This is a genomic window from Bifidobacterium sp. W8104 (genome assembly GCF_016100735.1).
In the GTDB taxonomy this organism is placed as follows: domain Bacteria; phylum Actinomycetota; class Actinomycetes; order Actinomycetales; family Bifidobacteriaceae; genus Bombiscardovia; species Bombiscardovia choladohabitans.
Window position 1 is genome coordinate 304,081 of sequence record NZ_JACFRW010000001.1, and the last position, 25,279, is coordinate 329,359.

Below are 25,279 nucleotides of genomic sequence, written 5' to 3' on the forward strand. Positions count from 1 at the left end.
CCATTGGTGACCAGATTATACCATCCTCAGGAAACCGGACCCGCCCGTTCGCATAACGAAACAGTCGTCAGGACTGGAAGAGATCGGGATGACGTGGATCGCCCGGAAGATCATCCAGAGTGTCCTCGGCACCTAGCGCCTGCCGCCAGAAGTCCAGGGAACGGCCATAGGGGCTGGCCTGGCCCCCGCGAACCTGCAGGTCGGCCTTGGCCTGGAGCACATCCTCCTCGCTCACCCCGTCCAAAAGACCGACAAGTCCGGCGAATTGATCCGGGTCGTAGAAGATGCCACCGATAACGTCCATAAGTCGGCTGGCACGTTCCATGGGCAGGGAGTCCCAGTGCCTGAGCTCGATGTAGTTCTTCAGACGGACATCATTGAAGTGGGTGGTCAGGATGTGCGCTATCTCGGCATCGTTGAGCCGGCGGTCAGGATAGATCTCCCCGGCGTTTTCGTGCCAGGCGATGAAGACCTGCTGCCCATGCGGCCCCTCCACCTCCGGTGTGTGGGAGACATCGGCCACCATGAGCGGGGTGGAGAGCATGTCCACGGCATAGTCCTCCCAGCAGAAGCCGTCCTCGAACAGCCCGGGAATCAGGCCTGTGCGCTGGGTGTCGAGCCAATCCCAGATCCGCTGACGCCGCAGGGGCATGCGGTTGGGCTTGCCCTCAAAGATTGGGGTGTTGCGGAAAAAGTAGGCCAAAACGGGGCCGATAGCCGTGCCCAGACGGATCTTGGCGATGGCATCGTCCTCATCCTGGTAGTCGATGCTGATCTGGGTGGACGCCGTGCTGCGCATCATCATGGGACCGCACTGTCCGATGCGACCCAGGTAGGTGTTCATGACCGCATAACGTTCCTTGGGATTGACCCCTACATCCGCGTAGGACCCAGCCGGACGGTACCCGTACTCGACCAGCCGGAAGCCCAGCCGCTCGGCAATGGGGTCGACCTCGGCACGGAAGCGACGGTAGAGATCCTCGAATTCTCGGCTGTCACGTACCACACCCAGGGAGCACTCCACCTGGCTCCCGGGCTCCAGGGAAACCACGCAGCCCGGCCTGCTCAGCCCGACCAGGTGGCCATCCTCCCGGTATTCCTTATCGCCGTCGTAGCAGGGCTCCAAGGCCGACAGCAGGGCTTCGATGCCCCGCTCCCCCTCATAGGGAACCGGGGCATCGGACCCATCGTTGCGCACCGGCAGATGCTCGATCTCGATGCCGAACCGCCACTGGGACCGCGGCTTTGACCCCCGCGAAAAGTAGTCGACCAGGCTGGCCACATGCCGCGGATTGGGAACCGTCAACAGGTGCGCATACCCAGCGCCTACGCTTTTCCTCATGCTGTCATGGTAAGAGCGGGCGAGGGCTCTGGGCAACCAACACGCGAGGAGTTCCGCTGTCGGATGGTGGTCAGCATACGGTCACCGTCACGGCCTGCAGGTCAGCCCTGCGTGAGGAGGACCCCACCAGCACCTGGAACCGACCGGGCTCGACCCTGCGTTCGCAGTCGGCATCGACCAGGGCCCACTCGGACACCGGTAGATCGAAGACCACCTTCCGGGTCTGCCCTGGATCCAGCTGAACCCTTTGGAAGGCCTTGAGCTCCCGATCAGCCCAGCTGACTGAGGTCACCAGGTCGCTGATATAGGCCTGGACGACCTCGGTGCCTGAGCGCCGGCCGGTGTTGGTCAGATCCACGGTCACCCTGACCGTATCCTCGGGTCCGACGGTATCCGGCCCATCGACCCCAGGCTTTCCGTAGGCAAAGGTGGTGTAGCCCATACCCTGGCCGAAGGCGAAGGCCGGATCCTGGGTCAGATCGGCATAGCGGTCACCATGCTGGCCCCGGATCTGGTTGTAGTAGACCGGCAGCTGCCCGGCATGCCTGGGGAAGGTGATGGGCAGCCTGCCTGTGGGCTCAACCTTGCCGGTGAGAATCCTGGCCAGGGCACGACCGCCCTGCATACCAGGATCGGGCTGCCAGATCAGGGCCCTGGCAGCCCGTGCGGACGGAGGCAGGATCAGCGGCTTGGAGGACATAAGCACGATGACCATGGGCTTGCCCGTCTGCGCCAGGGCATCCAGCAGATCGCGCTGAGGACCGTAGAGTTCCAGGGTGGCAGTCGAACGGCCCTCGCCCACCAGCTGGACCACGTCGCCGACCACGGCCACCACCAGGTCGCTTTGCCTGGCCAGGTCTACGGCCCTGTCGAAGCGGCCCTGATCGATCCTGGCCGGGGCCGCCACCTTGGGCCTGGGCTGGCCATCGGGGAAGAGCGGACCCGCAGGGTCGTCGACCAGACGGAGCACATCGACGCCCTGCTCGCAGTCGAGCCGCCAGTTTGCAGGCAACTCCTGGCGCAGACCGTCGGCCACTGTCGAGATCATCTCCCGAGGCTGGTCCTTGATCCAGTCGCACTGACCCGAACCGCCAGCCCAGTCCCCCAGCTGGTTCTGGGCATCGTCAATCAGCGGCCCCACCAGGGCGATGCTATGCGCTGAATCATCGCCAGGGCGGCCATCGGCATCAACCCCGCCGAACAGGGGCAGGATGCCGTCGTTCTTCAAAAGGACTGCCGACTCCTGGGCCACCTGGAGGTTGAGCTCCTGGTGCTCCTTAGAGTTGATGATCGTCTTCTGGGCTTGGGGGTCGGGCAGACGCGGATCCTCGAAGAGCCCCATGCGGAATTTCAGGGCCAGGATGTGCTTGACCGCCCGGTCAAGGTCCTCCTCGTGCAGAAGCCCGGCATCCAGTGCATCCAAGGCCCCCTGGTAGAAGCCGGGCGTGGTCATGATCAGGTCATTGCCGGCCTTGACGGCGGCTGCAGCGGCCCTGGTGTAGTCGGGCTGCACCTTCTGCTCCCAGACCATCCGGCCCACATTGTCCCAGTCGGTGATCAGGGTGCCCTGGTAGCCCCACTCCCCACGAAGCACGTCGTTGAGCAGCCAGTTGTTGATGGTGACCGGTACCCCGTCGATGGACTCGTAGCCCAACATGAAGGTGGCCACGCCCTCCTTGGCCAGGCGCTCGAAAGGCGGCAGGAACCAGGAGAGCAGCTTGCGGTGCGAGAGGTCGGCCTCGGAGGCATCGCGCCCGCCCTGGGTCTCGGAGTAGCCGGCGAAGTGCTTGGCCGTGGCCAGCACGGCATCCTTGGGCAGGGTCCCGGTCATGGCTGATCCTCCCTGGTAGCCGCGCACCATGGCCGAGGCCATCTCGCCGATCAGGAAGGGGTCCTCGCCGAAGGTCTCATCCACCCGGCCCCAGCGGGTGTCCCTGGCGATGCAGAGCACCGGCGAAAAGGTCCAGTGGACGCCTGTTGTGGCGACCTCCTGGGCTGTGGCCCGCCCCATCCGCTGAACCAGTTCAGGGTCGAAGGAGGCTGCCATGCCCAGCTGCTCGGGAAAGATGGTGGCCCCGCGGAAGAAGGAATGGCCATGGATGCAGTCGTCGCCAATCAGCAGGGGAATGCCCAGACGGGTGCGATGAACGGCCTTGTCAGCCTTGATCATGCTCTGCGGAGAGACATGCAGCAGGGATCCGGCGTGCTGGTCCACCACCTCCTTGTCCACTCCCGAGCGGGCATCAAGCTGCATCATCTGGCCCACCTTCTCCTCACGGGTCATCCGGCCCAGCAGGTCGGCCACTCGCTCATCCACGCTCAGGTCGGGATTGCGGTAGGGTAGGTCCCCTGTCAATTTTCTTGATGCCATCTGGGCACCTTCCTTTCTTCATATCCGGTCAGTCTCAAGCCAATCAGACCGGGACCGGTCTATCGAACGATGATCGCCAGATCCCAGGGTCCGATGGTCATGGGCTGGCCCTGGTCGACATGAGCCTGAGGATCAGCCTGCCCGTCGGCCACCAGCAGATGCCCCCCATAGGGCGCGGCCAGCCTGACCTCCTTGGATGAATAATTGAGCAGGTAGGCAACCTGCTCCCCCAGGGAATTGATGCCCTCCCGCACGGTGACCAGGCCAGCCAGGTCCCGGGCGGGGCCGCCCAGGCCAGCCGCATCCGCCGCATCCGAAAGCAGCATCCGCATGCCCTGGGCCGAGGGCAGGGTGCCGATCCACTCCGCACTTCCGTGGCCGTAATCATGACGGGTCACAGCTGCATACCGCCCCCAGACCGGATGGTCATAGGAGGCTAGGACCTGGGTTCCGGTTCGCGGATTCAGCAACTCAATCAGCCCCTGGCAGGTCGGTCCGGCCTGGTCGGACCCATGTAGATCCAGGGTGAGCCCCTTGCCGGGACGGGTGAACTGGTTGTAGTCGATGCCGAACACGTCGGTCAACAGGTGCGGAGCCTTGTCATGCCAGACCTTGAGGTTCTCGTCCGCCACAAAGGAGCGCAGCGTGGCCACCAGGTGACCTCCCTGATGGACGTAGTCGGCCAGGGCCGTCAACGTATCCTCATCGGTGCTGTAGAGGGCAGGGACCACGACCATGGCATATCGGCCCAGATGGGACCGGTCAGCCTTGTCGCTGAGGAAATCGCACTCGATGTTGAGCTCGAAGAGGGCATCGTAGACCCGTCTGACCACATCGTTGTAGGAGATCTGCCCCTGCTCACGGGGGAAGCCGGTCTCCAGGGAGAACCAGTCCAGGGCGGTCAGGGAGTCGTTGCCCACCATGATGGCGACCCTGTTGCACTTTCGGAGGTTGATCAGGCGCTCCCCCATACCCTTCTGCGCTACCTGCCTGCCGAACTGGCCGGCCTCCTCATAGGTAGGGTTGGGCTCCATGTCCTGCGAAAGCAGACCCTTCCAGTAGGTCTCGAAGGAGTTATGGATGGAATGCCAATGCCAGTACATGACCCCGTCAGCCCCCGAGGCCAGATGGCTGTATGCCTGCAGCCGCAGCTGGCCCGGGTAGGGCAGCCATCCGTTCTGCCCCTGGGCCTCGGTTTCCAGGACCAGGTAGTTGGCCCCACCCTTCAGGCTGCGGGTCATGTCCCCGCCGAAGGCGATCTCCTTGCCGGTCAGGTCATCCTCGGTGGGATGGTAGATGTCCACACCGGCCACATCCAGGCACTCGGCCGCCTCGAAGTGATCGACAGCCGGCTGGACGCCGTATGACCAGCCCGGGCCCCAGTCAAAATCGAAGTTGTGGGTGACGAACTGGTCCTCGCGGGCATATTCGCGCACGATGCCAGCCTGCCAGGCCAGGTAGCGGCTGACCTGGCTTCGGCGGAAGCGGTCGAAGGCCGACCCCAGGGATGCATTGATGGTCCCGGTCAGATCGGGAAAGTCCTCCCAGGAGTCGATCCTGTTGGACCAGTAGTCCAGGCCGAAGGCCGCATTGAGACGGTCCAGATCATCGTCGAAACGCCGTCGGAGATCCTTGACGAAGAGCCGCTGCATGTCGGGCGACACACAGTCGTAGTACTTGGTCTCGTTGTCGACCTGGTAGCCGATCACCTGGGGGTTGTCGGCGACATGGCTTATCAGCCTGCGGATGACGCGCTCGCCATAGTACCGGTAGGAGGGGTTGACAATGTCCATGATCTGGCGGGCGCCATACCGGTTGTGGCCCTTGGGGGTGTCCGCCAGAACATCCGGATGCATGGCGACCAGCCAGGAGGGGACCGCATAGGTGGGCGTGCCCACGATGACCTGGATGTCGAAGCGTCCAGCCGCTTCCAGCACCCGATCCACATGGCTGAAGTCGAATACGCCAGGCTGGGGCTCCAGGGTGCTCCAGGTGGATTCGGCGATACGAATGGTGGTGATGCCGGCGGACTTCATCATGGACATGTCCTTGTCCACCCGCTCATAGGGCATATATTCGTCGTAGTAGGCGCATCCGAAGATGAGCCTGTCCGGCAGACGCGTGCCGCCTGACGAAGCTGAGTGGTCCTTGGTTCGGACTGCCTTGTCTGACATGATGAACTCCAATCTTAATCTACAAGACTCATTTCATAGGACGAAGGTGTTGAAGGATCGCGGCTCCAGAGTCGCCTTGAAGCCTTGGCTCCCTTCGTTGTCTTCTCCCGGCACGGAGAAGGAGAAGGGCATGGCGCGATCCAGGGCGTTCTGGACCACCACAACGATCGACCCATCCGGGTTTTCGAAGGCTGTGGCCATGGAGCTGAAATGGCCGCGGGTATCCAGCAGGCGAGCGCCCGGGCGCACATAGTGCGAGTAGTGGCGCATGACGTAGTACTCGGGGTTCCGCCTGACCTGGCCGGTGCTGGTGTCGACGGTGAAGAGGGAGTTCTGCCGCCAGCCCCAGGTGGATATGCCTTGGCCCAGGACCATGTTCCAGTAGGTGTAGCAGGTGGCTCCGGCCCGAAGATACCGGTTGACCAGCGAGAAGACGTATTCGGCGTATTCCCAGGTGTTGCCGCCCATGCCGCATTCGGACTCGGTCTGCTCCAACTCGATCTCTGGCCAGGACTGGTGGGTGCGCTCGATGACATGCTGGCCGGCCCACTGGTAGCCGATGCCGGCGATGTACCTGCGGCAGTCCTCGTCGAAGAGGATGTTGTCCACGTACCGATTGTAGTTCTCCAGGATCATGCCTTCGGGACCGAATTTCATATCCTCGGGACCGTTCAGGGTCCCCAGGAAGATGGCCGTGTCCGGCGCCTCCTTGGCGAAGAGGGGACCCAGATAGTCGCGGATGAAGATGCGCATGTCCTCGCTGGACCAGAGGCAGGAGGGGAACTTCTGGTCCGCAAAGACCTCGTTCTGCACATGCAGCTGGTCGATGTGGATGCCGCGGCGGTCATACTCGCGCACATACCGCAGAAGATAACGGGCATAAGCAGATAGGTTGCGCTCACTCATGTCGATTCGCCCGAAATTGTAGACCTTGGGCCGTTTCATCCAGGTGGGCGGACTCCAAGGGCTGGCGAACAGTCCCATGTCCGGTTGATACTTCCGGGCCTGGCGGATGTATGGAATCAGGGTCTGCTCGTCATGGTCGACGCTGAAATGCTCCAGGTCATAGTCGCCGTCGGTCTCGTCGTAGCTGTACCAACTCGCGGCGAAGTCATTGGCGCCCACCGGGGTCCTGTTGAAGGTCAGATTCAGCTCGTCCGGGCTGAAGAGCTCACGGATGACCCGATCACGTTTCTCCTCCCCCAGCTCCTGCAAGGGCAACCACCCCAGCTCATTGAAGCAGCCGCCAAAACCTCGCAGCGTCTGCTTTTTGGCACCGGTACATTCCAGATCAGCTGACGTCTCCATGGCGGAGGCAGCCAAGTGCTGCTCCTGCATGGCCTGCTGCCGAGTGGTTGCAACCCAAATCGGTCCTGCATTACTATTCATGGATCTTCTGCTCCTTTGCATATTTTCCCTGTATGACCGTAGAGGCCAGGATCACTTGACGTTTCTGATCATCAGGATAAAGACGCATCCCAACAGGGCAAAAACGATGGCCGTGGGGAAAGCCGCCGCATAACCCCAGTTCAGGGTGATGAAAGACATGACCAGAGGACCGGCCATTTGTCCCAGTGTGGTGGCCAGGTTCAGGATGCCAAGATCCTTGCCGGCCTCCTCCTTGCTGGGCAGGACATCGACGTTGAGCGCCTGGTCGACGGACGAATAGACCCCGTAACCGAACCCGGCGATGCCGGCGTATAGGTACATGCCCATGACCGTGGGGCTGATCCAGGGCATGGCGATGCCGATGGCAAAGAGGACGGAGGCGATGACCACCGGCACCTTGCGCCGCCCGATCAGGTCGGAAACGGGCCCCGAGACCAACGAGCCCAGCAGGGAAACGACCATGGTGATGACGGACATGACCGAAATGGTTGCAGCTGCCTGTGTTACGGTTTGGCCCACATACTTTTCGATGATGTAGAGCTGATAGGCGGAGATCATCTGATAGCTCAGCAGCATGCAGAGTCTTCCGACGAAGGCCTTATAGAAGTCGTGGGCTCCATGGAAGCGCGGAGGCCGGAAAGACTTGAGCACGTCCATGAGGGTGCCCTCATCCTTGGGCAGGTAAGCAGCCGAGCCTTCCCTGGGCATGATCAGAACGGCCACAACACCACCCAGGAACATGAGTACGCCGGCGAGAACGAAGCCAGTGAACATATGGGTCACCAGGGCGGCACCGATCAGAGAACCGATGGGTGAACCGATGGTGGAGCCTGCCCCGTAGAAGGCGGACAGGGTCCCGCGCACACCGGATGGCACGCGGTCGGACAGAATGGCCACCATAGGGGCGATCATGCAGTTCAGTCCGAACATGCAGAGGCAATACACAATAGTCAGCAGAACGGGGTTGGTGGTCATGCCCGTCAGGAACAGGGTTACACCACCAAGGACTGCACCACCAAGAATCCATGGAGTTCGACGCCCGTACCGGGAGCGGCTGCGATCTGAGAAGTTGCCGAAGAGCAGATTGGAGACCAGTGAAGCCACGGCCGTGCAAGCATTGACTATGCCCATCAACGCCTCGGGAGCGATGCCGGGGACCAGCTTGAAATGTTCGGGAAGCAACACGACGCTGACGATTCCCAAGCCCGACATCCACAGAATGCCGAAAGCCAGGAAGCTCGCACCAAACCGAAACAGGGTCTTCTTAGGAACCGGTCTACCAGTCTCAGGCGATAATAGTGGATCACTCTGTGCTGCAGCAAGGGCAGCCTTATGCGCCTGCAGAAGTTCAGAATCGTCCGATGCAGGGGTTGTTGAGTCGCTCATGGTGTCGACCTCTTTCAACTAGTCTTCTCTGACACGTCCAATGTGTGGCAGACAACCATATCTACCAACCATTAGATAATCACATATCTAACAGGCATTCGATATATTTGTCAAATCAATCATCCAGCGCGGATTCGCGAACGACAAGGACTTCCTTGTCCAATACCCTACCGAGTCGAGACCCTGTCGAGCCTACGGCGTCACTGTTATGAATCCGGCCCCATGTACCATGAGTATCAAAAGACCGACAGCACCCAGGCGCTCAGGGACAGCAAAAGGAGCCGCAAGACTAGACAATGGCGAGCCGAACCAGAAAATCACCGGAGGTGAGACGGGCGGAAATCACACAAGCCGCCGCCCATCTCATCAGCCAACATGGATACAACGGCATATCTCTCAAAGATGTCGCTGACATGGTGGGGATGTCACAGCCGGGCGTCCTCCATTATGTGGGCAGCAAGGAAGGGTTGCTATCCCTCCTGGTCACGGATATCTACGATGCCAATGGCACCCCGGAGGAATTCATGCAGACAGGCCTGCCCGGGTCCGAACCCGATCATCCGCATCTTCCGGCCTATTTCGACTATCTGGTCGCCCACAACGCGGGGCGGCCCGAACTCACCCAGCTATATACGGTCCTGGAAACCGAGGCCATCTCCACCAACCATCCCTTGCACGATTACTTCATCCGCAGGCCGACAGAGGTCTGGGAGCACTATTCCAAATTCCCCTGGCTGCTTCCTGATGGCATAGAGTGGGCGGCAGACATGCCAGGCAAGGTGAGAATGAGTCTGGAAGTCATGGACGGCATACAGATACGGCTGCTGCGTGAGCCGAAAATCGACTACATCCGGGAATGGAACCGGTTCAAGGCGCTGATCTTCCCCTCCCCACTCTGGGATGGGTACTGCTGATCAAACCCACGACCGCAGGAGTCAAGCCGACAAAGTGATACCGGGCACCGGCCAGCCCGACTAGTCCATCCTGAAGGGCCTGGCATCATAAGGCGCCTGATACCGGCGATCCCTCCAGAAGTATTCATAATCGTGGTCATTGATTGGACGGACGACCTTGCAGGGGTGGCCGTAGGCGACCACATCGGAGTGGATGCCCTTGGTGACCAGGGACCCCGCCCCGATGACCGTGTTGTCTCCGATGGTCACTCCCGGCATGATGATGGCGCCTGCTCCGATCCACACATTCCTGCCGATGCTGACCGGAACCGTGAACTGGGGCGTTCCATAGGCTCGTATATCGGGGCGAATGGTGTGCCCGGTGGTGACGATGGTGACATTGGGACCGAACATGGTGTGGTCGCCTATGTCAACGCGTCCGTCGTCAACCAGAACCAGGTTGAAGTTGGCGTAGCATTTGCTCCCCCAGTAAGTGTTGCAGGCCCAGTTGGCCCGCACCGGTCCTTCGATCCAACTGCCTTGGCCGAATGAACCGAACATCTTCTTGCAGAGGCCCTGCTTTTTCTCCACCTGGCTGGGACGGCAGGCGTTGAACTCGAAGACCAGGTCCTGCTGAGCGTCCTGGACCTGCTTCATTTCGGGTGTATCGGCAATATAGATCTGGTCGGTGTCCAGCAGAGCCTTGATCTGCTCTCGGCTGGTCATGGGAACCCCCTCTTTCCTTGATCCTCGTGGTTCAGCAATTCCGAGGCCGGCGCGTTGGTTCCGAACACCGGCCTCGGCCTGGCGGCTACAGGCTCTCCAGAACCTTCTCCTCGTCCTGGACGGGTGCTGCCTGCCCCGCATCCAGGCCGGTCGATTCCGCCGGCTGGGATTCCATGGCTGCCTTGTGGTCCTGGTTGAGTTTTTGCTGGTCGCCCGGCTTCTTGGCAGCGGCGATCATCAGCTTGATCCTGTTGAGCTGGTTGGCCTCCGAAGCGCCGGGGTCGTAGTCGATCGAGACGATGTTGGCCTCGGGATAGGTCCTGCGGATCTTGCCGAACATGCCGCGTCCGGTCACATGGTTGGGCAGGCAGGCAAAGGGCTGTGCACACACGATGTTGGGGGCACCGGACTGGATCAGCTCGATGATCTCGCCGGTCAGGAGCCAACCCTCTCCCGCCTGAACACCCAGGGAGGTGACCGATGCGGCCTTGTCCCTCAATTCGCTGATGTGGGCGGGAATGTCGAACTTTCCATGGGAGGCCTTGAAGCCGGCGATCATGGGGGCACGGTAGACATCCGCAGCCTTGAGGACGATCTTCTTGACACCCACCTGGCCGCCGGTGCCCAGCATCTCCTCGTTCCATTCGGCGTTGGAGATGCCGTTGACCATGAAGTCGCAGACTCCGGGGAGCACGGCCTCGCAGCCCTGGCTCTCAATCAGGTCGACCACGTGGTTGTTGGCATCGGGATGGTACTTGACCAGGATCTCCCCGACTACGCCAACTCGCGGCTTGCGGGGAATATTGCGCAGAGGCAGCTGGTCGAAGGCCCGGATCATCCGCTTCATCAGTGTGCCATAGGGCAGATAGCCGTGGCCATAGACCTTCTTTGCGGTCCTGGAGTACCCGTGGTGCTCAATGGTCTCCTTGCAGATCGTGTCCCAGAGCTTGTAGAGCCTGTTGGCCGAGCCGGGCTCCTGCTCGTAGGGACGGACCCTGAGCAGGCACTCGATCATGGCATCGCCCAGGTAGAAGGCCTTGACGGCGCGGTGCAGCAAAGCCGGGGTTACCTGAAGGCCGGGATTGGCCCGGAATCCTTGAACGCTGAGGGTGATGATCGGGACGTAGCCATAGCCTGCATCAGCCATGGCCTTGCGCAGAAGGCCGTAGTAGTTGGTGGCCCTGCACATGCCGCCGGTCTGGGTGACGATGACCGCACACTTGTGCGGGTCGAACCTGCCGGACAGGAAGGCGTTGACCAGCTGCCCCACCACGATGATGGCAGGGAAGCAGGCATCGTTGTTGACGTACTTGACGCCGGTGTTGATGTCTTCGACCGTGGCATGCTTCAGGAGCTCGAAGTGGTAGTCGGCGCTGGAGAAGACCGCCTCCAGAAGGGAGAAGTGCACTGGGGACATCTGTGGTGCCACCACTGTGAATTTGTGCCCCATCTCCTTGGTGAAGCGATGCTCTGTGGCGTACTTGGACAGGGTCGGCTTGGCGGCAGCCCCGCTGGCCTGGACATCCTTGCCCTTGTTGTCGGCTTCCGGCTCCTGTTGCCTTGATGCCATGGTCTCCCGGATGGGCCTGATGCCCATGGGATGAAGACCTATCAGACCCTGATCGCTCTTATCGTGCAGGGCCACGAACCGTGCCAGAGCCACAATGTCGGCCTTGCGCCGGGAGAGGTTGATCTTCTGCGCGTTGGTGGGCCGGAATCCATCGGATTTCGACTTGTCGGACGCATTCACTCCCGCCGCTTCACTATCGCTGGCAGACTCTTGAGATTCGTGAGAATCGGATGAATCCTCCACCCGAACAAGGTCAGGCAACGGGGCAGCATCCTCGACCGCGACCTTAGCAGGCGCCTGCTCCATAAGGGAGGCTTCCTTCTGGTCTTCGCTGTCCCCCTGGGCCAGATCCCGCTGATGGCGTTCGTCCATGGCGGCCTTCAGCGAGCGCAGACGGATCTTGGCCGCACCCAGGTTGGAGACCTCGTCGATCTTCAGCTGCGTGTAGACATCGCCCTTATCGGCGAGGATCTCCTGGACCTGGTCGGTGGTGATGGCGTCCACGCCGCATCCGAAACTGACCAGCTGGACCAGCTGCAGGTCTGGATACTCGGAGACGAACCTGGCTGCCGAGTAGAGCCTGGAGTGGTAGGCCCACTGGTCGGTCACCCTCAGAGGCATCTTCTGATGATCATCGCCGAATCCCGGCACGGTCTTCCTGAACTTGGCGGCCGTGGGGTTGTTTGAAGCCAGGGCCCGCTCCCCCGCCGCCGGAATGATATAGTCGCTCAGCTTGGGCAGTTTATGCACGTCCAGCTCGCAGATCGAATCCTCTGAAAGCACGGCCATGCCCAGGGAGCAGATGGTCTCGGGAATGCCGTGGTTGACCTCGGGGTCCACATGGTAGGGGCGTCCCGACAGGACCACGCCCTTGACTCCATACTCCTGCATGTAGGCCAGGGCACGAAGCCCCTCCTGGCGGACATCCTCCTTGAACCGGGCATCCTCACGGTAGGCCTCCTGGACAGCGGTCCGGGCCTCCTCCTCGCTGACCTTGGCCCAGTCGAAGACCTTGACGATCCGCTCGACCATCTTCTCCTTGTTGGACAGGTTGAAGTAGGGCCTCATGAAGCGGACGCCGTTCTCCTTGAGCTCGGCCATGTTGGCCTCGATCACCACCGGGTAGTTGGCCACGATGGGGCAGTTGTAGTGGTTGTCCGTATCGGGAACCAGTTCCTGCTCATAGGTGACGCAGGGGTAGAAGATGGTCTTGATGCCCTTGTCGACCAGGGAGTGGATGTGCCCGTGGACCAGCTTGGCCGGGTAGCAGATGTTCTCGGAGGCGATGGACTCCATCCCGCTCTCGAAGAGCTCATGGTTGGAACGCCCGGAGATCATGACCCGGAAGCCCAATGAGGTCAGCAGGGTGAACCAGAAGGGGTAGTCCTCATACATGTTGAGCACACGGGGAATGCCGATATCGCCCCTGGTGGCCTTGTCGGGGGTCAGACGACGGTAGGCGAAGGCCCGCTTGTACTTGAAGTCGTAGAGGTTGGGACGGTCGGAGCGCTTCCTGTTCTTGTCTCCGCCACGTTCGCAGCGGTTCCCGGTGACATAGCGACCGCCGTCCTCGAATTCGGTGATGGTCAGCTTGCAGTGGTTTTGGCAGAGCTTGCAGACATCGTGGGTCGTGGTCATGGAGAGGTTGTCCAGATCATCCCCCGCCAGGATGGAGCTGACCACATGGCCGTCCCGCACCTTCAGGTCGGGCAGGGTCGTCTTGAAGCCCTGGTCGTTCTTGGAGGCAATCTTGTTGACGGCGACCGGTGACACCTTTGACCGGGTGGAAGTCGGAGCCCTGTTGGGCGTGGTCGGCGTGCTGCCCACGGACTTCGCCCCGTCGACCACGTGAGAGCTTGCCGCGACGATATCCTCGACCTCTTCATTCTGCGGGCAGTGCATGCGGGCCGTCAGCGCGGCGCCGTAGGCTCCCATGAGCCCGGCGATGTTGGGCCTGGTCACCTTGCGGCCGGTCAGGAGTTCGAAGGCCCGCAGAACGGCATCGTTGAGGAAGGTGCCTCCCTGGACCACGACCACCGGCCCCAGGGCGTTGGCGTCACGCAGCTTGATGACCTTGTAGAGGGCGTTCCTGACCACCGAGTAGCAGAGCCCGGCGGCGATGTCCTCCGGGGAGGCGCCCTCCTTCTGAGCCTGCTTGACCGAGGAGTTCATGAAGACCGTGCAGCGGGAGCCCAGATCGGTCGGGGCCTCGGAGGCCAGCGCCTGCTTGGTGAACTCCTGGATGCTGATGCCCATGGACTGGGCGAAGGTCTGCAGGAAGGACCCGCAGCCTGCCGAGCAGGCCTCATTGACACAAATCGAATCGATGACCCCGTCGTTGACGGCGATGTACTTCATATCCTGCCCGCCGATGTCGATGACCGAGGTGACGCCGGGGCTGATCTCCTCGGCGGCCCGGTAGTGGGCCATGGTCTCGACCACACCCTCGTCAACATGCAGACCAGCCTTGACCAGACCCTCACCATATCCGGTTGCGCAGGCACGGGCGATGTAGGCGCCCTCCGGCAGGGACTTCCTGACCTCCTTGACGATGTTGGCAGCGGCGATCAGCGGGCTGTCCTTATGCACTCCGTAGGTGGACCAGACGATGGTCTTGTCATCGTTGATCAGGACGGCCTTGATGGTGGTGCTGCCCGCATCGATGCCCAGGAAATGCGGCCCCTCGGCTCCGGACAGATCCCCGGTGGGGATGACCTGGGCACCATGCCGGTCATTGAACTCCTTGCGCTCGTCTTCGTCCAGGAAGAGCGGCCGTATCGTTCTGGCCGTGGAAGGCATGTTCTCCAGGCCCTTCAGGGCGGAGAGGACACCATCCAAGGAAGTCAGATCAAAGTTCATGTCCTGATTTCGGCTGGCATCCGTGGCGGCCTCAGCCGCCGGAACCTTGTTCCCACCGTCCACCAAGGTGGTGGTGCGGCCATCCTGCATGGCATCCTGCAGAGCCATCTTGTCCAGGTTCGAAGCCTTCTCGGACCTCGCCTTGTCGACTTCAGCCTGGTCCAGCCCCCAGGCCGGGCCGAAGGGGTCGTTTACATCGGTCTCTGGCGAGTAGTCGGTCTTGACCTGCGCGGCCTTGTCCTGGTCGTCCTGGTCGTGGCGGCCAGCCATGATGGCGGCGCCATAGGCCACATAGAGGTGCGCGTTCTCGGGAATGATGTAGCGGCTGACCCTGTCCTGGAGGATCCGCTTGAAGGCTTCCCTCAGCTCACTCATAAAGAAGAGGGGCCCACCCAAAAAGATCACGTTGCCGCGGATGGGACGTCCGCAGGCAAGACCTGAAATGGTCTGTGTGGCTACGGCGTTGAAGATGGATGCAGCCAGATCCTCCTTGGCGGCTCCGTCGTTGATCAGGGGCTGCAGGTCGGACTTGGCGAAGACCCCGCAACGCGAGGCGATGGGATAAATGGTCTTGTATTTGGATGCCATATCGTTCAGGCCGGAAGCATCGGTATTGAGCAGGGTGGCCATCTGGTCAATGAAGGCTCCGGTCCCGCCTGCGCAGGATCCGTTCATTCGCTGCTCCGGGGTGGGCTTCAGATAGGTGATCTTGGCATCCTCGCCGCCCAGCTCGATGATCACATCCCCTTCGGGATAAGTGGCGTTGATGGCCTCGGTCTCGGCGATGACCTCCTGGGCAAACTCAGCCTGAAGCTGGCTGGCAAGCTCCAACCCGCCCGAGCCGGTGATCACCAGGCTGATGGGATTGCCGGCCAGGCCAACCCTTGACAGGGAAAGCCTGATGTCGGTGACCAGTTCCGCCACGCACTGTCGCACATTGGCGTGGTGGCGGCGATAGTCGCTGAAAAGCGCCTGATCCAGCCTGTCTCCTGTGCCAAGAACCACGGCCTTGACTGTGGTGGAACCAATGTCCAAACCCACACGCAGGAGATCCCGCGGTCCTGTGCCCTTATATCGACCCGCTATGTCGACGCCATCAGACATGAAACAACCTCAATCCGTGAGACCGCCGCATGATGGGCTCGGAAAGCAGACACCACATCATATCCGGCTTACTTTATTTATGCTACCGCCAGAGCGTGAATAACTTCCGCGATCCAGGGAAACAAGACTGTCTCCTATGACACAGCCACCTATGACACAGCCACCAGCAAAACCGCCTCTGGTGCAGGCAAGCCGCAGACGAGGGCAGGTGCAGCAAGGCGTTGTTCCAACCCCTCTCCTTCACACTTTGACCTCAATCCAGCCTCCTTGCAAACGGGAGAAATGCCACTGTGCCCTCGGCGAAATCGGCTCAAAAAACAATCAGCAGAGGGCCTGCAGCAGACCGGCAGAGACATGGGATTGTCCCCGTATTGAGAGACCCTGAGAGGACGTTTCCTTCGCTGACCAACCCGCATACCATCCTGTACGGGCTATGCCGGATGAGTTGGTCAGGCTGGCGGAACCGATGGTCAGGAGGCATCAGGTGCGAGCATACATGGGTTCGAACATGCGCGGGTCGATGGGTGCGTCGACTGGCTCAGCCCCATCCGGACTGGCCCCCAGGCCCTTGGATCAGCTGCCCCGCCTGGCACGAGATACCACCGAGGAAGATCCCTGGCCGGTCAGTGTGCTCAGCCAGAAGTACCACGACGCAGTGGCCCGCTGGCCCGGAGCCTGGGTGGAGGGTCAGATCGTGGAGATCAACACCCGCCGGACCGGTTCGGCATACCTGACCCTGCGCGACAACTTCGAGGACATCTCCATCAACGTCATGGGCTTCCGCGCCTTCGCCACCCAGGCCAGGGAATTCCGCCAGGGCGACCGGGTGGTGGTGCACGGGCGGCCCGACCTGTGGATCAAACAGACCCGTCTGAGCTTCATGGCCGACCGGATCAAGCGTGTGGGCACCGGCGACCTGAAAGAGCAGATCGACCAGCTCAGGCGCAAGCTCAGGGGGGAGGGCCTCTTCGATGCAGAAAACAAGGTTCCCCTGCCTGAGTTTCCCCGACGCATTGGCCTGATCTGTGCACCCAAGGCCAGAGCCGAGGGGGACGTGATCACCAACGCCCGCCTGCGCTGGCCCACCATCGAATTCTCCGTGGTGCACGCCCACGTCCAGGGTCCTCAGTGCCCGCCCGAGGTGGTCGAAGCCATCCAGAAGCTGGATGCTGATCCTGCTGTGGATGTGATCATCGTGGCCAGGGGCGGCGGCAGCTTCGAGGACCTGCTGGGCTTCTCGGACGAGTCCGTGGTCCGGGCCACGGCAGCCTGCGTCACCCCCATCGTCTCGGCCATCGGCCACGAGGACGACTGGACCCTGATAGACCTGGCGGCGGATCTGCGCGCCTCAACCCCCACCGACGCAGCCAAGCGGGTGGTACCCGACCTGGTCGAGCAGGAGGGTATCATCCAAGAGGCCCGGATGCGCATAAACGCGCGCATCGAGAATATGGTCGAAGGCGAGACACGGCTGATTGAGGGATACGCCAACCGCCCCAGCCTGACCAAGCCGCAGACCATGCTGGACAAGCCCCAGCGGCTGGTCGATGAGTCCCTGGTTCGCCTGGACATCGCCCTTCGGCGAATCGTGGACGACGCCTCCCTGACCGTGGAGAAGCTCCAGTCCTCGCTGACCGCCCTCTCTCCCCAGTCCACGCTGGACCGCGGATACGCAGTCGTGCAGACCCTGGACGGGAAGGTGGTCGTCAGTCCCCAGCAGGTCCATACCGGTCAGGATCTGACCCTGACCGTCAAAGAAGGCCGGATCGAGACCAGGGTCGTCAGCGGGCAGTGACCGATCCTACGCGGTCAGCCACATATAATCATCAGCGATAATCATCCTTATTAATTAAAAATTTGATAACGCACCAGATAAGAAGAGGAGCAGGCATGAGCGACACCGACGAGGCGCAGACCAAGGAGCAGGGCAAGGAAGAGCCGGTACTGGCTTCGGCCCTGAGCCAGAAGGAACGCGAGACCATCGCCAAACTGCCCTATGAGCAGGCCCGGGATCAGCTGATCCAGGCGGTTCAGGCACTGGAGGCCGGCGGCCTGGACCTGGATGCCTCCATGCGTCAGTGGGAAATTGGCGAGGCCCTCGCCAAGCGTGCCCAGGAGCTGCTGGGCCAGGTGCGGGCCAAGCTTGATGCAGCCCAGCAGGAGCAGGCCAGCGCCGGAGCCCAGGCCGGCACCCAGTCCAATCTGGATGCCTGAAGTCCCCTACTCCACCATCACCGTGGCCAGCAGGGCCGCATGATCCGAGCCCGCTATGGGTACGGCCTGCAGCCGATTGACCCTGATGTCACGGTCCACCACAACATGATCGATGGCTGCCAACCTGGGCAAGGGGGCCCTGTCGGCCGGCCAGGTCATGCTCATGCCATGCCCGGCCTGACGTGCCCCATCACTAAACCGCTCCCCCAGCATGTCTCGGAAAACGGCATGATCATAGGTGGCGTTGAAGTCGCCCATCAGCACGTATCGCGTGTGCTCGTGCTTTCGCAGTTTCCCCAGGTCGGACACGCTGCGTCGCCAGGCGTTCCAACTGCCCGGTTGCGGCGAGGTGGTATGGACCGAGACGAATCTGACGCTGGTCTTGCCCCTGCCGAAGTCGATGCTGGCCGCCGGCATCATGGAGGAGCGGGAACCCACGTCGTCCTTTGAGGGCGACTGCATTGGCGCGGCCGTCCAAAGGCCGTTGGCATATTCCTTCGAGGATGTGGAAAGCTGCTCGTGCGGTAGGTAGCGGTCGATACCGGCCTTGTGCAGACGGTCCACAAAATCCTCGCTGATTTCCTGCAGAGCAAGCACCTCGACCCTGTTGTCGCTGACGGTCTTGACCACCTGATCGGCATCGGCCCGACCCTTGTAGACGTTCAGCGTCATGACCCGGGCCACATCGTCGTACCGGTCGGGATGCCCAAGGGCCATGAGCTGATCGGCTTTCCCATTGAGCTCGGAACCCTCCTGGTAGAAGGGGTACTGCCAGTAGACATTCAGGGCCAAGGCGGCGATAAGCACCAAAGCCGTGAACCATCGTGAAGCCATGAGAGCCAGGACCAGGGCCAGCAGACCCAAGAGGATGAACCAGGGCGTCAGCGCGGCCAGGTCCGGCAGGTATGGGATCGTTGACAGCCATGCCGGGCAGGCACGCGCCGCCAGAGCCAGCAAGCTGACCAACGCCAGCAGCCTGGCCGTCCACCCAAAGACATGCTTCACCAGGAAGGACTGTCTGAATCTCGCCATGGTCTCCTCCAGCAAATCATCGCCGACCCGGTCCCGTTGTGAGGAATGCACAGTCAGCTCGGCCGTTGAGCAATTGTAAACCATGACCGCATGGCGAGCAGGGATAGGGGGCCAACTTCTCCAGGAAGAGCACGGTCCCAAGGCCTTCCCTTGGCCCCCACACCAGCGACCTGCCCAAGTCCCACCTCGTGGTACAGTAGTTTCCGTTGCCCCGGTAGCTCAGGGGATAGAGCACTTCTCTCCTAAAGAAGGTGTCGTGCGTTCGAATCGCATCCGGGGCACCCTGAAAGTTCAGAAATAAGGAAGTACCAGGCTTTACTCTCTGCAATAGTTTCCCAACCCTATGGCTTATGTATTCTGACGCGTCGCCTTAAGTAACCCCCGCTGCCTGCTTCCACACATGTACATTGGCATGGGTGGCCCGTCGCGGATTAGGTGTCGGTACCGTTAGTCGAGCTTATACGCGGTCCGGCTGAATGCAGATGCCGGGCAGTCCATCGAAGTCAGAGCGGTCAATCGGGCACGGGCTGATTCACACCATGTGCTGATCGTTATGCTCGTTTGACCTTCCCAAACCGAAAGTAAGAAGACGCTACAGAGTAGGGCTATCCATCTGAGTTCCGCGAGTCTGTTGGGGAAAAGAGGACGGCACGTCGTCCCGATTCTCTTTCTGCTCGGCCTGCAGTGCCTGCTGCCTGTTCCACTCGGCCAAGTGGCGAATGATCGTCTGATCATTGTTGAGGTAATAAGCGGCCAATTCCCGGTTGAACCAGGTTCTGTCCTTATCACTTGTAGGCACAGTGAGCAAATACCGGTCACCGTGCCCGATCAGCAACCCATTGCCGGCGAGCAGCGCGGTCCTCTTATTGCCGTCACCAAATGGCTGCATTTTTGCTAAGCCAACGAAAAGACGCACCGCATCTTTCAGAATATCCTCCTCAGCTGCTCCCCTAACGGTGCTTTTTATCAGAGATGCGATAGCGACAGGATCAGGTACGGGCGGCTCGTACCTTCCCAAAGGGGTGTTGACCATGACGGGAGTGCGTTCGTCGCGCAGCTTGCCGGGTTCCATGGCAGCGGTCCTTGTCATCTGCGCATTGATAGATTTTACGTACGCCAGGTCGATTGGCTTGCGCACATAGTCATAGTGCAGGGTGTACTCTGCAGCCTGTCGCAAATCAAGCAGAAGGTTGTAGTCAGCCTTGGAATTGACAACTTGGGGGTTGCCCGTACGCAGGAACTCTTCAGTAGCCATGAAGGTCGACTGCAGTCCATCAAAGGTGCGGCCCATGGAGTACAAGAGCCCGGCAAGTTGTTTGGTGCTCAGCGATTCGTACTCGCTCATGTGCGTTTCCTTCCGTTCTTGTTCTGCTTAAGATTCTCTCATACCGAGCGTGTACCGAATATGCTGTTCTCGCCCGGATTCCAACCGAAGTTCCTATCAAGGCATTGACCCTAGCGAGCAGGTCCTCGCCGCAGCTAAAAACGCCGCCATGTTGGCGGCCTGGTTCGGATCAACGCAGAATCTGGCATTGACGAGGTTGGCGCTCTGTTGACGTTACAGCCGATGCAGTGGATCTCCACACGCGTGCGCATGAGTTCCTGACTCTTTGAATCATCCGTACCGATTGCCCTCCATCTCCCAGTGCCGTTCCACGGCTAAAGGCATGACCAGAGAGATGCCAGCAGTGGCGGTGAGACGATGCCTCCCACCCCAGTATGTGTGCTGTGCCGGTGGTGCAGTCGTACACATCGGGGATTGCCAGCCTCCTCATCCAACCTTGACGATAACCAACTCGGGGTCCTGCAAAAGCGGTCGACATGGTTCTTATCGAAGTTGGCCGTGGACAGGATGACGCTGTCTCCCTCTTTCTCCCGGTCATCCACGACGTACTTCGGTTCGGTAGCTACGGGCCAGTGTCCGGTGAAACCGTCGACGAGATTCCGAGTCACGCCAGTAACCTCAACCCAACTGTGTCGTCATGGGTGGTGCATCGGCTATCGGTTCGCGGGTAGGTGACGAGTTCGGCTTCGCACAAGGATTGCATAGTCTGAAGTGTGGCGGAGGTCGTCATGCCCATGGTCCTGTTCATGCCTTTATACAGACCTGTCAGGTCGTACAAACCTTGGCTTGTTCCCTTTTCTCGTGCGTGTCGGACGTCCTCGACGTCGAAGCCCGCGGACATGACCGCAGCGAGGACCGGTTACACCTCACTAGGAGTGTCCAGTGTGCTGATGAGCGTGAAGACACACGTCCACCTATCCGCGCATCTTTCCGTAACATTCAGTGTCGTATGCAAAATGTTGCCGAGGAAGGAACCAGATGAAAAAGGATCATCCCGCATGCGGTGATCGTCGACATGAAACTGGATCGGGTAAGAAACTGGATCGGGTAAGTAGCGAAATAAGAGCAAAAAGAAGGGGTGGCGTGACATACTGCTCGGCCATGATTAAATCGTGCTGACGTTGGATGTCATCTCCTTGGTGCTGGGGGCTTCATTGTCACCCGGCAGGAGTGTATAGGTGTACGTTACGACAAGGTTCCATCACGGCCGATGGCACGTATGCATGCCCGCAAGCCTGGCGGATAACGAGGTCCATGCTGCCGTTGAGGGGTGGAACAATGATCCATACGAGTGCCTAGTCTAACTGTGGGGTCACAGGTCCGATTGACGGCGGAACGCTGAGAATCCCTCCTCGAGCACCTACGAGACACCCAGGCATTATCGGGAGGCAGTATGACATCGGCCGACACCAGTTGGAAAGACGATACAATGGCACAGATTATCAGGTGCCTCGAATACATCTACCACAGGTGCACGAATCCGTGCAAGACCAAGAGCTTCTAGCTCTCTTGCAAATGGTGCTGAATCCCATGCTGGTCCTTCAGAGTCCCTACCTATGAGGGGATGCGGCGTCTTCAGTCGTATTCCCAATACGCCGGGTTAAAGTCTATGGGGGCCTGCTTGATGGTCAGCCTGCCCTCCAGCAGTAGCTTGTGCAAAAGATTCTTGCCGTGATCCTCGTTGTCCAAGGTCCGCCCGTAGGTAGTTATGAGACGGTTGACCTTCTCGAACATCTCCTGCTGCGCCTTGTCCTTTGTCTTTTCTGCCGCCCCCTTCTCCTTATCGTTACTGCGGTTCGCGTTATAGTAGAAAATCAGGTGCGTGTTGCTTTCATAGAGGTTCACTTCGTCGAAAATGGCCTGGAAGTACGAGTAATCCGCGTCGCCCAGAGAATGGCCGAAGAACTTGATCATGTCTGTCGCACCCTCTGTTGAATTAGGAAGGTACGGGCGGACCAAGGATCGGTGAGAGTGACTGCTGAACGCCATGAGACGGTATGTCTTGGTGAATTTTACGGTATCCGCATAGTGGTTCTGCCCTTCACTCAGGTTCGCTCCATCAATGCCAAAGATGATGTCCCCCTGGCTTGCCAAGCCGTGGATGTTGAGAGCGTCCGGTTTGCCTCCCCAATTAGTATTTAGCGGATCTGTGTAATTGAAATTCAGTATGCCGATTGATTCTGGGTGTGATGTATACGTCCACCGGAGAGGATTGGCTCTGAGGACTGGACTAGACATCTGATCATTAACCAAATTCAAGAGCAAATTAGTGGCCGAGCTGAAATAGTCCTTGTTTTGCGTTTGTTGTTCTTTGAGGTATGTGGCAAATGCTTGCTCGTATTGATGGAGCTCATCCATGAATTCATGGAAAAGCCCTCCGATTCCTTCATCACATAGATAGAAATCCTGCGCGTAGGTCAGGATGACATTTTCCGTTTCTTTGGAAATTTCTGGATTATACCTCCGCTCCCATTGTTTCCAAAAATCTTGATGCTGATGCGATTGCCTGTATTTCAGATAGTCCGAGTGCACTTGCTGTATAGGTGGTACATACTGAGGGTTTTTGGGGTTCGACCGGCAATCGACCCATTTTCTTATACATTCCTCGATGTCATACCATGCCCGTTGTTGCTGATCCTCGTAGAGGATGAAGTCCCAAATCGTCAATCCGTTATACCGATACCAATACGCTGGGGAATTACCTCTTACTTTTTGGTTGTGTGCCGCATCCATGTAACCTGTTTTGGGTGGAGTAGGTGAAGACGCAACCATACCACGTGTTTTGAAGAACACGGCCTGTCTAGTTTGCATAAAATCTTTGAAGCTCGACTTCAACCCACATTGGAGGTCAAAACCATTCCCAAGGATTAACAACTGTCTATCGCACGACAAGATAATTCCTTCCTTGTACAGCCTCACCACCGCAAATCCAACTATACGTTTAATGATTGAAAAGAGCCTCCGATTCCCTTCCACACACATCTCTGAGAGCATCCCCAAACCACTGCTCTAGCAGGCATCAAGATACGATGACTGGTGGTCAATAGTCTTCATACATAAACAGGCGAACATCTTCAATGGCAGCATACGATCTACCTAATTCAGGTCGCCGTTTTATCACAGCCTGATCATACAGATCTGTCCAACTTTTGTATTCTGCTGCCCAGATCCGTCCTTTGTTACTCCAGTTGTTTAATCCGTTTCCAGCCAAGCATAGGCCTCAGTCAGGAACGAACTACTGCTGACCGCTTGCTTTGATCGACGGGACTAGGTTATCAGCCAGCTATGCAATCACCCAGTCATTCTTGCCCCATTTCAAGAAGACGCTCACCCACGCGTTGCAAGTATGATGCCTCTTGCTCACCTTTCATTCACCTACTGCCCACTACCACTAAGCAACAAAACCATGAAAGACACAACCTAAAAGCCGTAACAGAATCGGAATCAGACAAGGGAGGACACCAAAACTTATGACGGGATACCCAAAAACGCCCCATCGGCCAGAAACCCAGCGAACCTCCAAGACACGTCGCAAGTCCAAAACCAATCAGAAGTAACCAAGAAGAAAAGTGCTCGAATCGCATCCGAAGCACCCTATATTTGCCAACGAAGTAAATATTCAGGATAATAAAGAGTTGCATATTCGCACATGACTGACGAGTCTGCGCAAATATGCACTTGAAAACCTGCTCTGGATACTGTCCGGCTCGATCACTGTTGATAAGCCTCATCAGAAAGGAATACCGTGCCTCATCAAATGCATCAGAACGAGGATGTAGAGGATAATCTCCTCAACTGGAATGACAGGGCAGTTGTGCATGCCAACGGTGGCTATGGAGACCTTGACGCATTTGCGGATGATCCATCGGCCCTGTCGTCAGTAACCCTGCGGGATCTGGAGGTCTTGAAGCCCCATCTGCCAGGACACAGCATCAAAGGGTTGCACCTTTTGCATCTGCAATGCCATATAGGCTCTGATACCCTGTCATGGTGGCGCTTGGGAGCACGAGATGTATATGGCCTGGATTTCTCTCCCACCTCGCTGGATTATGCCAGGAAACTGTCTGAACGGGCCGGCGCATCCATAACCTATGTTCAAAGCGATGCTCGATGCGCTGCCGATGCCATGCCCGAGCAGAAAGGCTCATTCGATGTAATCGTCACCAGTTGCGGAACCATCACCTGGCTTCCCGATTTGAAGGACTGGGCTCGTTCAATCGCCTCTCTTCTAGCAGACGGTGGAATATTCATGATCCGCGACAACCATCCACTGCTTTTCGCCTTGAACAATGAGGGCATGTCGATAGTTCAAGATTATTTTGGCGGAACAGAAACGACCTACGAGACGGATCAAAGCTACACGTCAGCAACCGACTCGCTCGAAGATGGGACAAAACCCCAAATTACCCACACCACCAATCACAATTGGGCTCATGACTTCCAGGAAATAAGCGGCGCTCTTCTGGATGCCGGACTGACTATAGAGGCCATCGGCGAGCATAATGTGGACGACTGGCAGTCACTGCCAATGCTTGAGTACAGTCCAGACCTCCAGGGATGGATCATGCCCCTCAATCAGCCTCAGATCCCCCTGACCTTCTCGATGGTAGCCAGAAAGAAAGTTTGACCGGCAAGTACGAGCGTGGTTTTGCTTAGACATGATCTGACTTGGCCCGGCGGCCCGTCCAGCAGATTGGCTTCTGTTAATTGCGTTGCAGCATAACTTGCGCAACGCAATTAACAGAAGCACTCCGTGCCGAATTACGATAACGCATTATCGTTCACCTTCGATCCCGCCAATGTCGAGGGACAGATCTGTGGAAGGCCGAGATGTAAGAATGCGCAAAACGCGCATTTTAGAAATGCGTTTATGC

General features: G+C 59.2%; 14 protein-coding genes, 1 tRNA gene and 1 pseudogene. 5 read left to right on the forward strand and 11 right to left on the reverse strand.

Annotation, left to right across the window (positions count from 1 at the left end; genetic code table 11):
- Positions 1-67 precede the first annotated feature (67 nt).
- The 5 genes from H3U89_RS01235 to H3U89_RS01255 form a co-directional block, all read right to left on the reverse strand.
- On the reverse strand, positions 68-1,342 hold the full coding sequence (locus H3U89_RS01235) for a glutamate-cysteine ligase family protein (protein ID WP_198178939.1): 1,275 nt from the start codon (positions 1,340-1,342) through the stop codon (positions 68-70).
- A 70-nt stretch (positions 1,343-1,412) separates the two neighbouring features.
- Positions 1,413-3,713, reverse strand: coding sequence for a glycoside hydrolase family 3 N-terminal domain-containing protein (locus tag H3U89_RS01240; protein WP_198178937.1), 2,301 nt, complete (start codon positions 3,711-3,713; stop codon positions 1,413-1,415).
- A 59-nt stretch (positions 3,714-3,772) separates the two neighbouring features.
- Complete coding sequence (locus H3U89_RS01245; protein ID WP_269748831.1) at positions 3,773-5,887, reverse strand: beta-galactosidase; 2,115 nt, start codon at positions 5,885-5,887, stop codon at positions 3,773-3,775.
- Positions 5,888-5,920: 33 nt separating this feature from the next.
- Positions 5,921-7,276 carry a glycoside hydrolase family 30 protein gene (locus H3U89_RS01250; RefSeq protein ID WP_415873542.1) on the reverse strand — a complete coding sequence of 452 codons (1,356 nt, stop codon included), beginning with the start codon at positions 7,274-7,276 and terminating at the stop codon, positions 5,921-5,923.
- Positions 7,277-7,327: 51 nt separating this feature from the next.
- Positions 7,328-8,662, reverse strand: a complete 1,335-nt coding sequence (locus H3U89_RS01255; protein WP_198178933.1) for an MFS transporter — start codon at positions 8,660-8,662, stop codon at positions 7,328-7,330.
- Positions 8,663-8,958: 296 nt separating this feature from the next.
- Here H3U89_RS01255 and H3U89_RS01260 point away from each other — a divergent pair, with 296 nt between their 5' ends.
- Complete coding sequence (locus H3U89_RS01260) at positions 8,959-9,576, forward strand: TetR/AcrR family transcriptional regulator (RefSeq protein WP_198178931.1); 618 nt, start codon at positions 8,959-8,961, stop codon at positions 9,574-9,576.
- Between the two features lie 60 nt (positions 9,577-9,636).
- Here H3U89_RS01260 and H3U89_RS01265 read toward each other — a convergent pair whose 3' ends face one another.
- Positions 9,637-10,281, reverse strand: a complete 645-nt coding sequence (locus H3U89_RS01265) for a sugar O-acetyltransferase (protein WP_198178929.1) — start codon at positions 10,279-10,281, stop codon at positions 9,637-9,639.
- A gap of 1,930 nt (positions 10,282-12,211) precedes the next feature.
- Positions 12,212-15,757 (reverse strand): annotated as a pseudogene (locus H3U89_RS01270) (acyl-CoA dehydratase activase-related protein); the annotation flags it as partial.
- A gap of 565 nt (positions 15,758-16,322) precedes the next feature.
- Here H3U89_RS01270 and xseA point away from each other — a divergent pair.
- Complete coding sequence (gene xseA, locus H3U89_RS01275; protein WP_415873554.1) at positions 16,323-17,609, forward strand: exodeoxyribonuclease VII large subunit; 1,287 nt, start codon at positions 16,323-16,325, stop codon at positions 17,607-17,609.
- Between the two features lie 95 nt (positions 17,610-17,704).
- Entirely contained in the window at positions 17,705-18,028 is a 324-nt protein-coding gene (locus tag H3U89_RS01280) for an exodeoxyribonuclease VII small subunit (RefSeq protein ID WP_198178923.1), read from the forward strand.
- 6 nt (positions 18,029-18,034) lie between these two features.
- Here H3U89_RS01280 and H3U89_RS01285 read toward each other — a convergent pair whose 3' ends face one another.
- Positions 18,035-19,060 carry an endonuclease/exonuclease/phosphatase family protein gene (locus tag H3U89_RS01285; RefSeq protein WP_232345402.1) on the reverse strand — a complete coding sequence of 342 codons (1,026 nt, stop codon included), beginning with the start codon at positions 19,058-19,060 and terminating at the stop codon, positions 18,035-18,037.
- 208 nt (positions 19,061-19,268) lie between these two features.
- On the opposite strand from H3U89_RS01285, the gene H3U89_RS01290 reads away from it, so the two are divergent.
- Positions 19,269-19,341: transfer RNA gene (locus tag H3U89_RS01290), tRNA-Arg, on the forward strand.
- Positions 19,342-19,652: 311 nt separating this feature from the next.
- Here H3U89_RS01290 and H3U89_RS01295 read toward each other — a convergent pair.
- The 3 genes from H3U89_RS01295 to H3U89_RS01305 form a co-directional block, all read right to left on the reverse strand.
- Positions 19,653-20,405, reverse strand: coding sequence for a Fic family protein (locus H3U89_RS01295; RefSeq protein ID WP_232345404.1), 753 nt, complete (start codon positions 20,403-20,405; stop codon positions 19,653-19,655).
- 604 nt (positions 20,406-21,009) lie between these two features.
- On the reverse strand, positions 21,010-21,246 hold the full coding sequence (locus tag H3U89_RS08340; protein WP_198178919.1) for a DNA topoisomerase: 237 nt from the start codon (positions 21,244-21,246) through the stop codon (positions 21,010-21,012).
- 734 nt (positions 21,247-21,980) lie between these two features.
- Positions 21,981-23,399: an AbiH family protein gene (locus tag H3U89_RS01305; RefSeq protein ID WP_332467299.1), complete on the reverse strand. Its 1,419-nt coding sequence runs from the start codon at positions 23,397-23,399 to the stop codon at positions 21,981-21,983.
- Positions 23,400-24,162: 763 nt separating this feature from the next.
- On the opposite strand from H3U89_RS01305, the gene H3U89_RS01310 reads away from it, so the two are divergent.
- Positions 24,163-25,032: a class I SAM-dependent methyltransferase gene (locus tag H3U89_RS01310; protein ID WP_232345406.1), complete on the forward strand. Its 870-nt coding sequence runs from the start codon at positions 24,163-24,165 to the stop codon at positions 25,030-25,032.
- The last annotated feature ends 247 nt before the right edge of the window (positions 25,033-25,279 follow it).

What these genes read in the sequence shown, in the direction of transcription:
- H3U89_RS01235 (WP_198178939.1), bottom strand. Translation starts at nt 1,342, where the DNA reads ATGAGGAAAAGCGTAGGCGCTGGGTATGCGCACCTGTTGACGGTTCCC.
- H3U89_RS01240 (WP_198178937.1), bottom strand. Translation starts at nt 3,713, where the DNA reads ATGGCATCAAGAAAATTGACAGGGGACCTACCCTACCGCAATCCCGAC.
- H3U89_RS01245 (WP_269748831.1), bottom strand. Translation starts at nt 5,887, where the DNA reads ATGTCAGACAAGGCAGTCCGAACCAAGGACCACTCAGCTTCGTCAGGC.
- H3U89_RS01250 (WP_415873542.1), bottom strand. Translation starts at nt 7,276, where the DNA reads ATGAATAGTAATGCAGGACCGATTTGGGTTGCAACCACTCGGCAGCAG.
- H3U89_RS01255 (WP_198178933.1), bottom strand. Translation starts at nt 8,662, where the DNA reads ATGAGCGACTCAACAACCCCTGCATCGGACGATTCTGAACTTCTGCAG.
- H3U89_RS01260 (WP_198178931.1), top strand. Translation starts at nt 8,959, where the DNA reads ATGGCGAGCCGAACCAGAAAATCACCGGAGGTGAGACGGGCGGAAATC.
- H3U89_RS01265 (WP_198178929.1), bottom strand. Translation starts at nt 10,281, where the DNA reads ATGACCAGCCGAGAGCAGATCAAGGCTCTGCTGGACACCGACCAGATC.
- xseA (WP_415873554.1), top strand. Translation starts at nt 16,323, where the DNA reads ATGCGCGGGTCGATGGGTGCGTCGACTGGCTCAGCCCCATCCGGACTG.
- H3U89_RS01280 (WP_198178923.1), top strand. Translation starts at nt 17,705, where the DNA reads ATGAGCGACACCGACGAGGCGCAGACCAAGGAGCAGGGCAAGGAAGAG.
- H3U89_RS01285 (WP_232345402.1), bottom strand. Translation starts at nt 19,060, where the DNA reads ATGGCGAGATTCAGACAGTCCTTCCTGGTGAAGCATGTCTTTGGGTGG.
- H3U89_RS01295 (WP_232345404.1), bottom strand. Translation starts at nt 20,405, where the DNA reads ATGAGCGAGTACGAATCGCTGAGCACCAAACAACTTGCCGGGCTCTTG.
- H3U89_RS08340 (WP_198178919.1), bottom strand. Translation starts at nt 21,246, where the DNA reads ATGTCCGCGGGCTTCGACGTCGAGGACGTCCGACACGCACGAGAAAAG.
- H3U89_RS01305 (WP_332467299.1), bottom strand. Translation starts at nt 23,399, where the DNA reads ATGCTCTCAGAGATGTGTGTGGAAGGGAATCGGAGGCTCTTTTCAATC.
- H3U89_RS01310 (WP_232345406.1), top strand. Translation starts at nt 24,163, where the DNA reads ATGCATCAGAACGAGGATGTAGAGGATAATCTCCTCAACTGGAATGAC.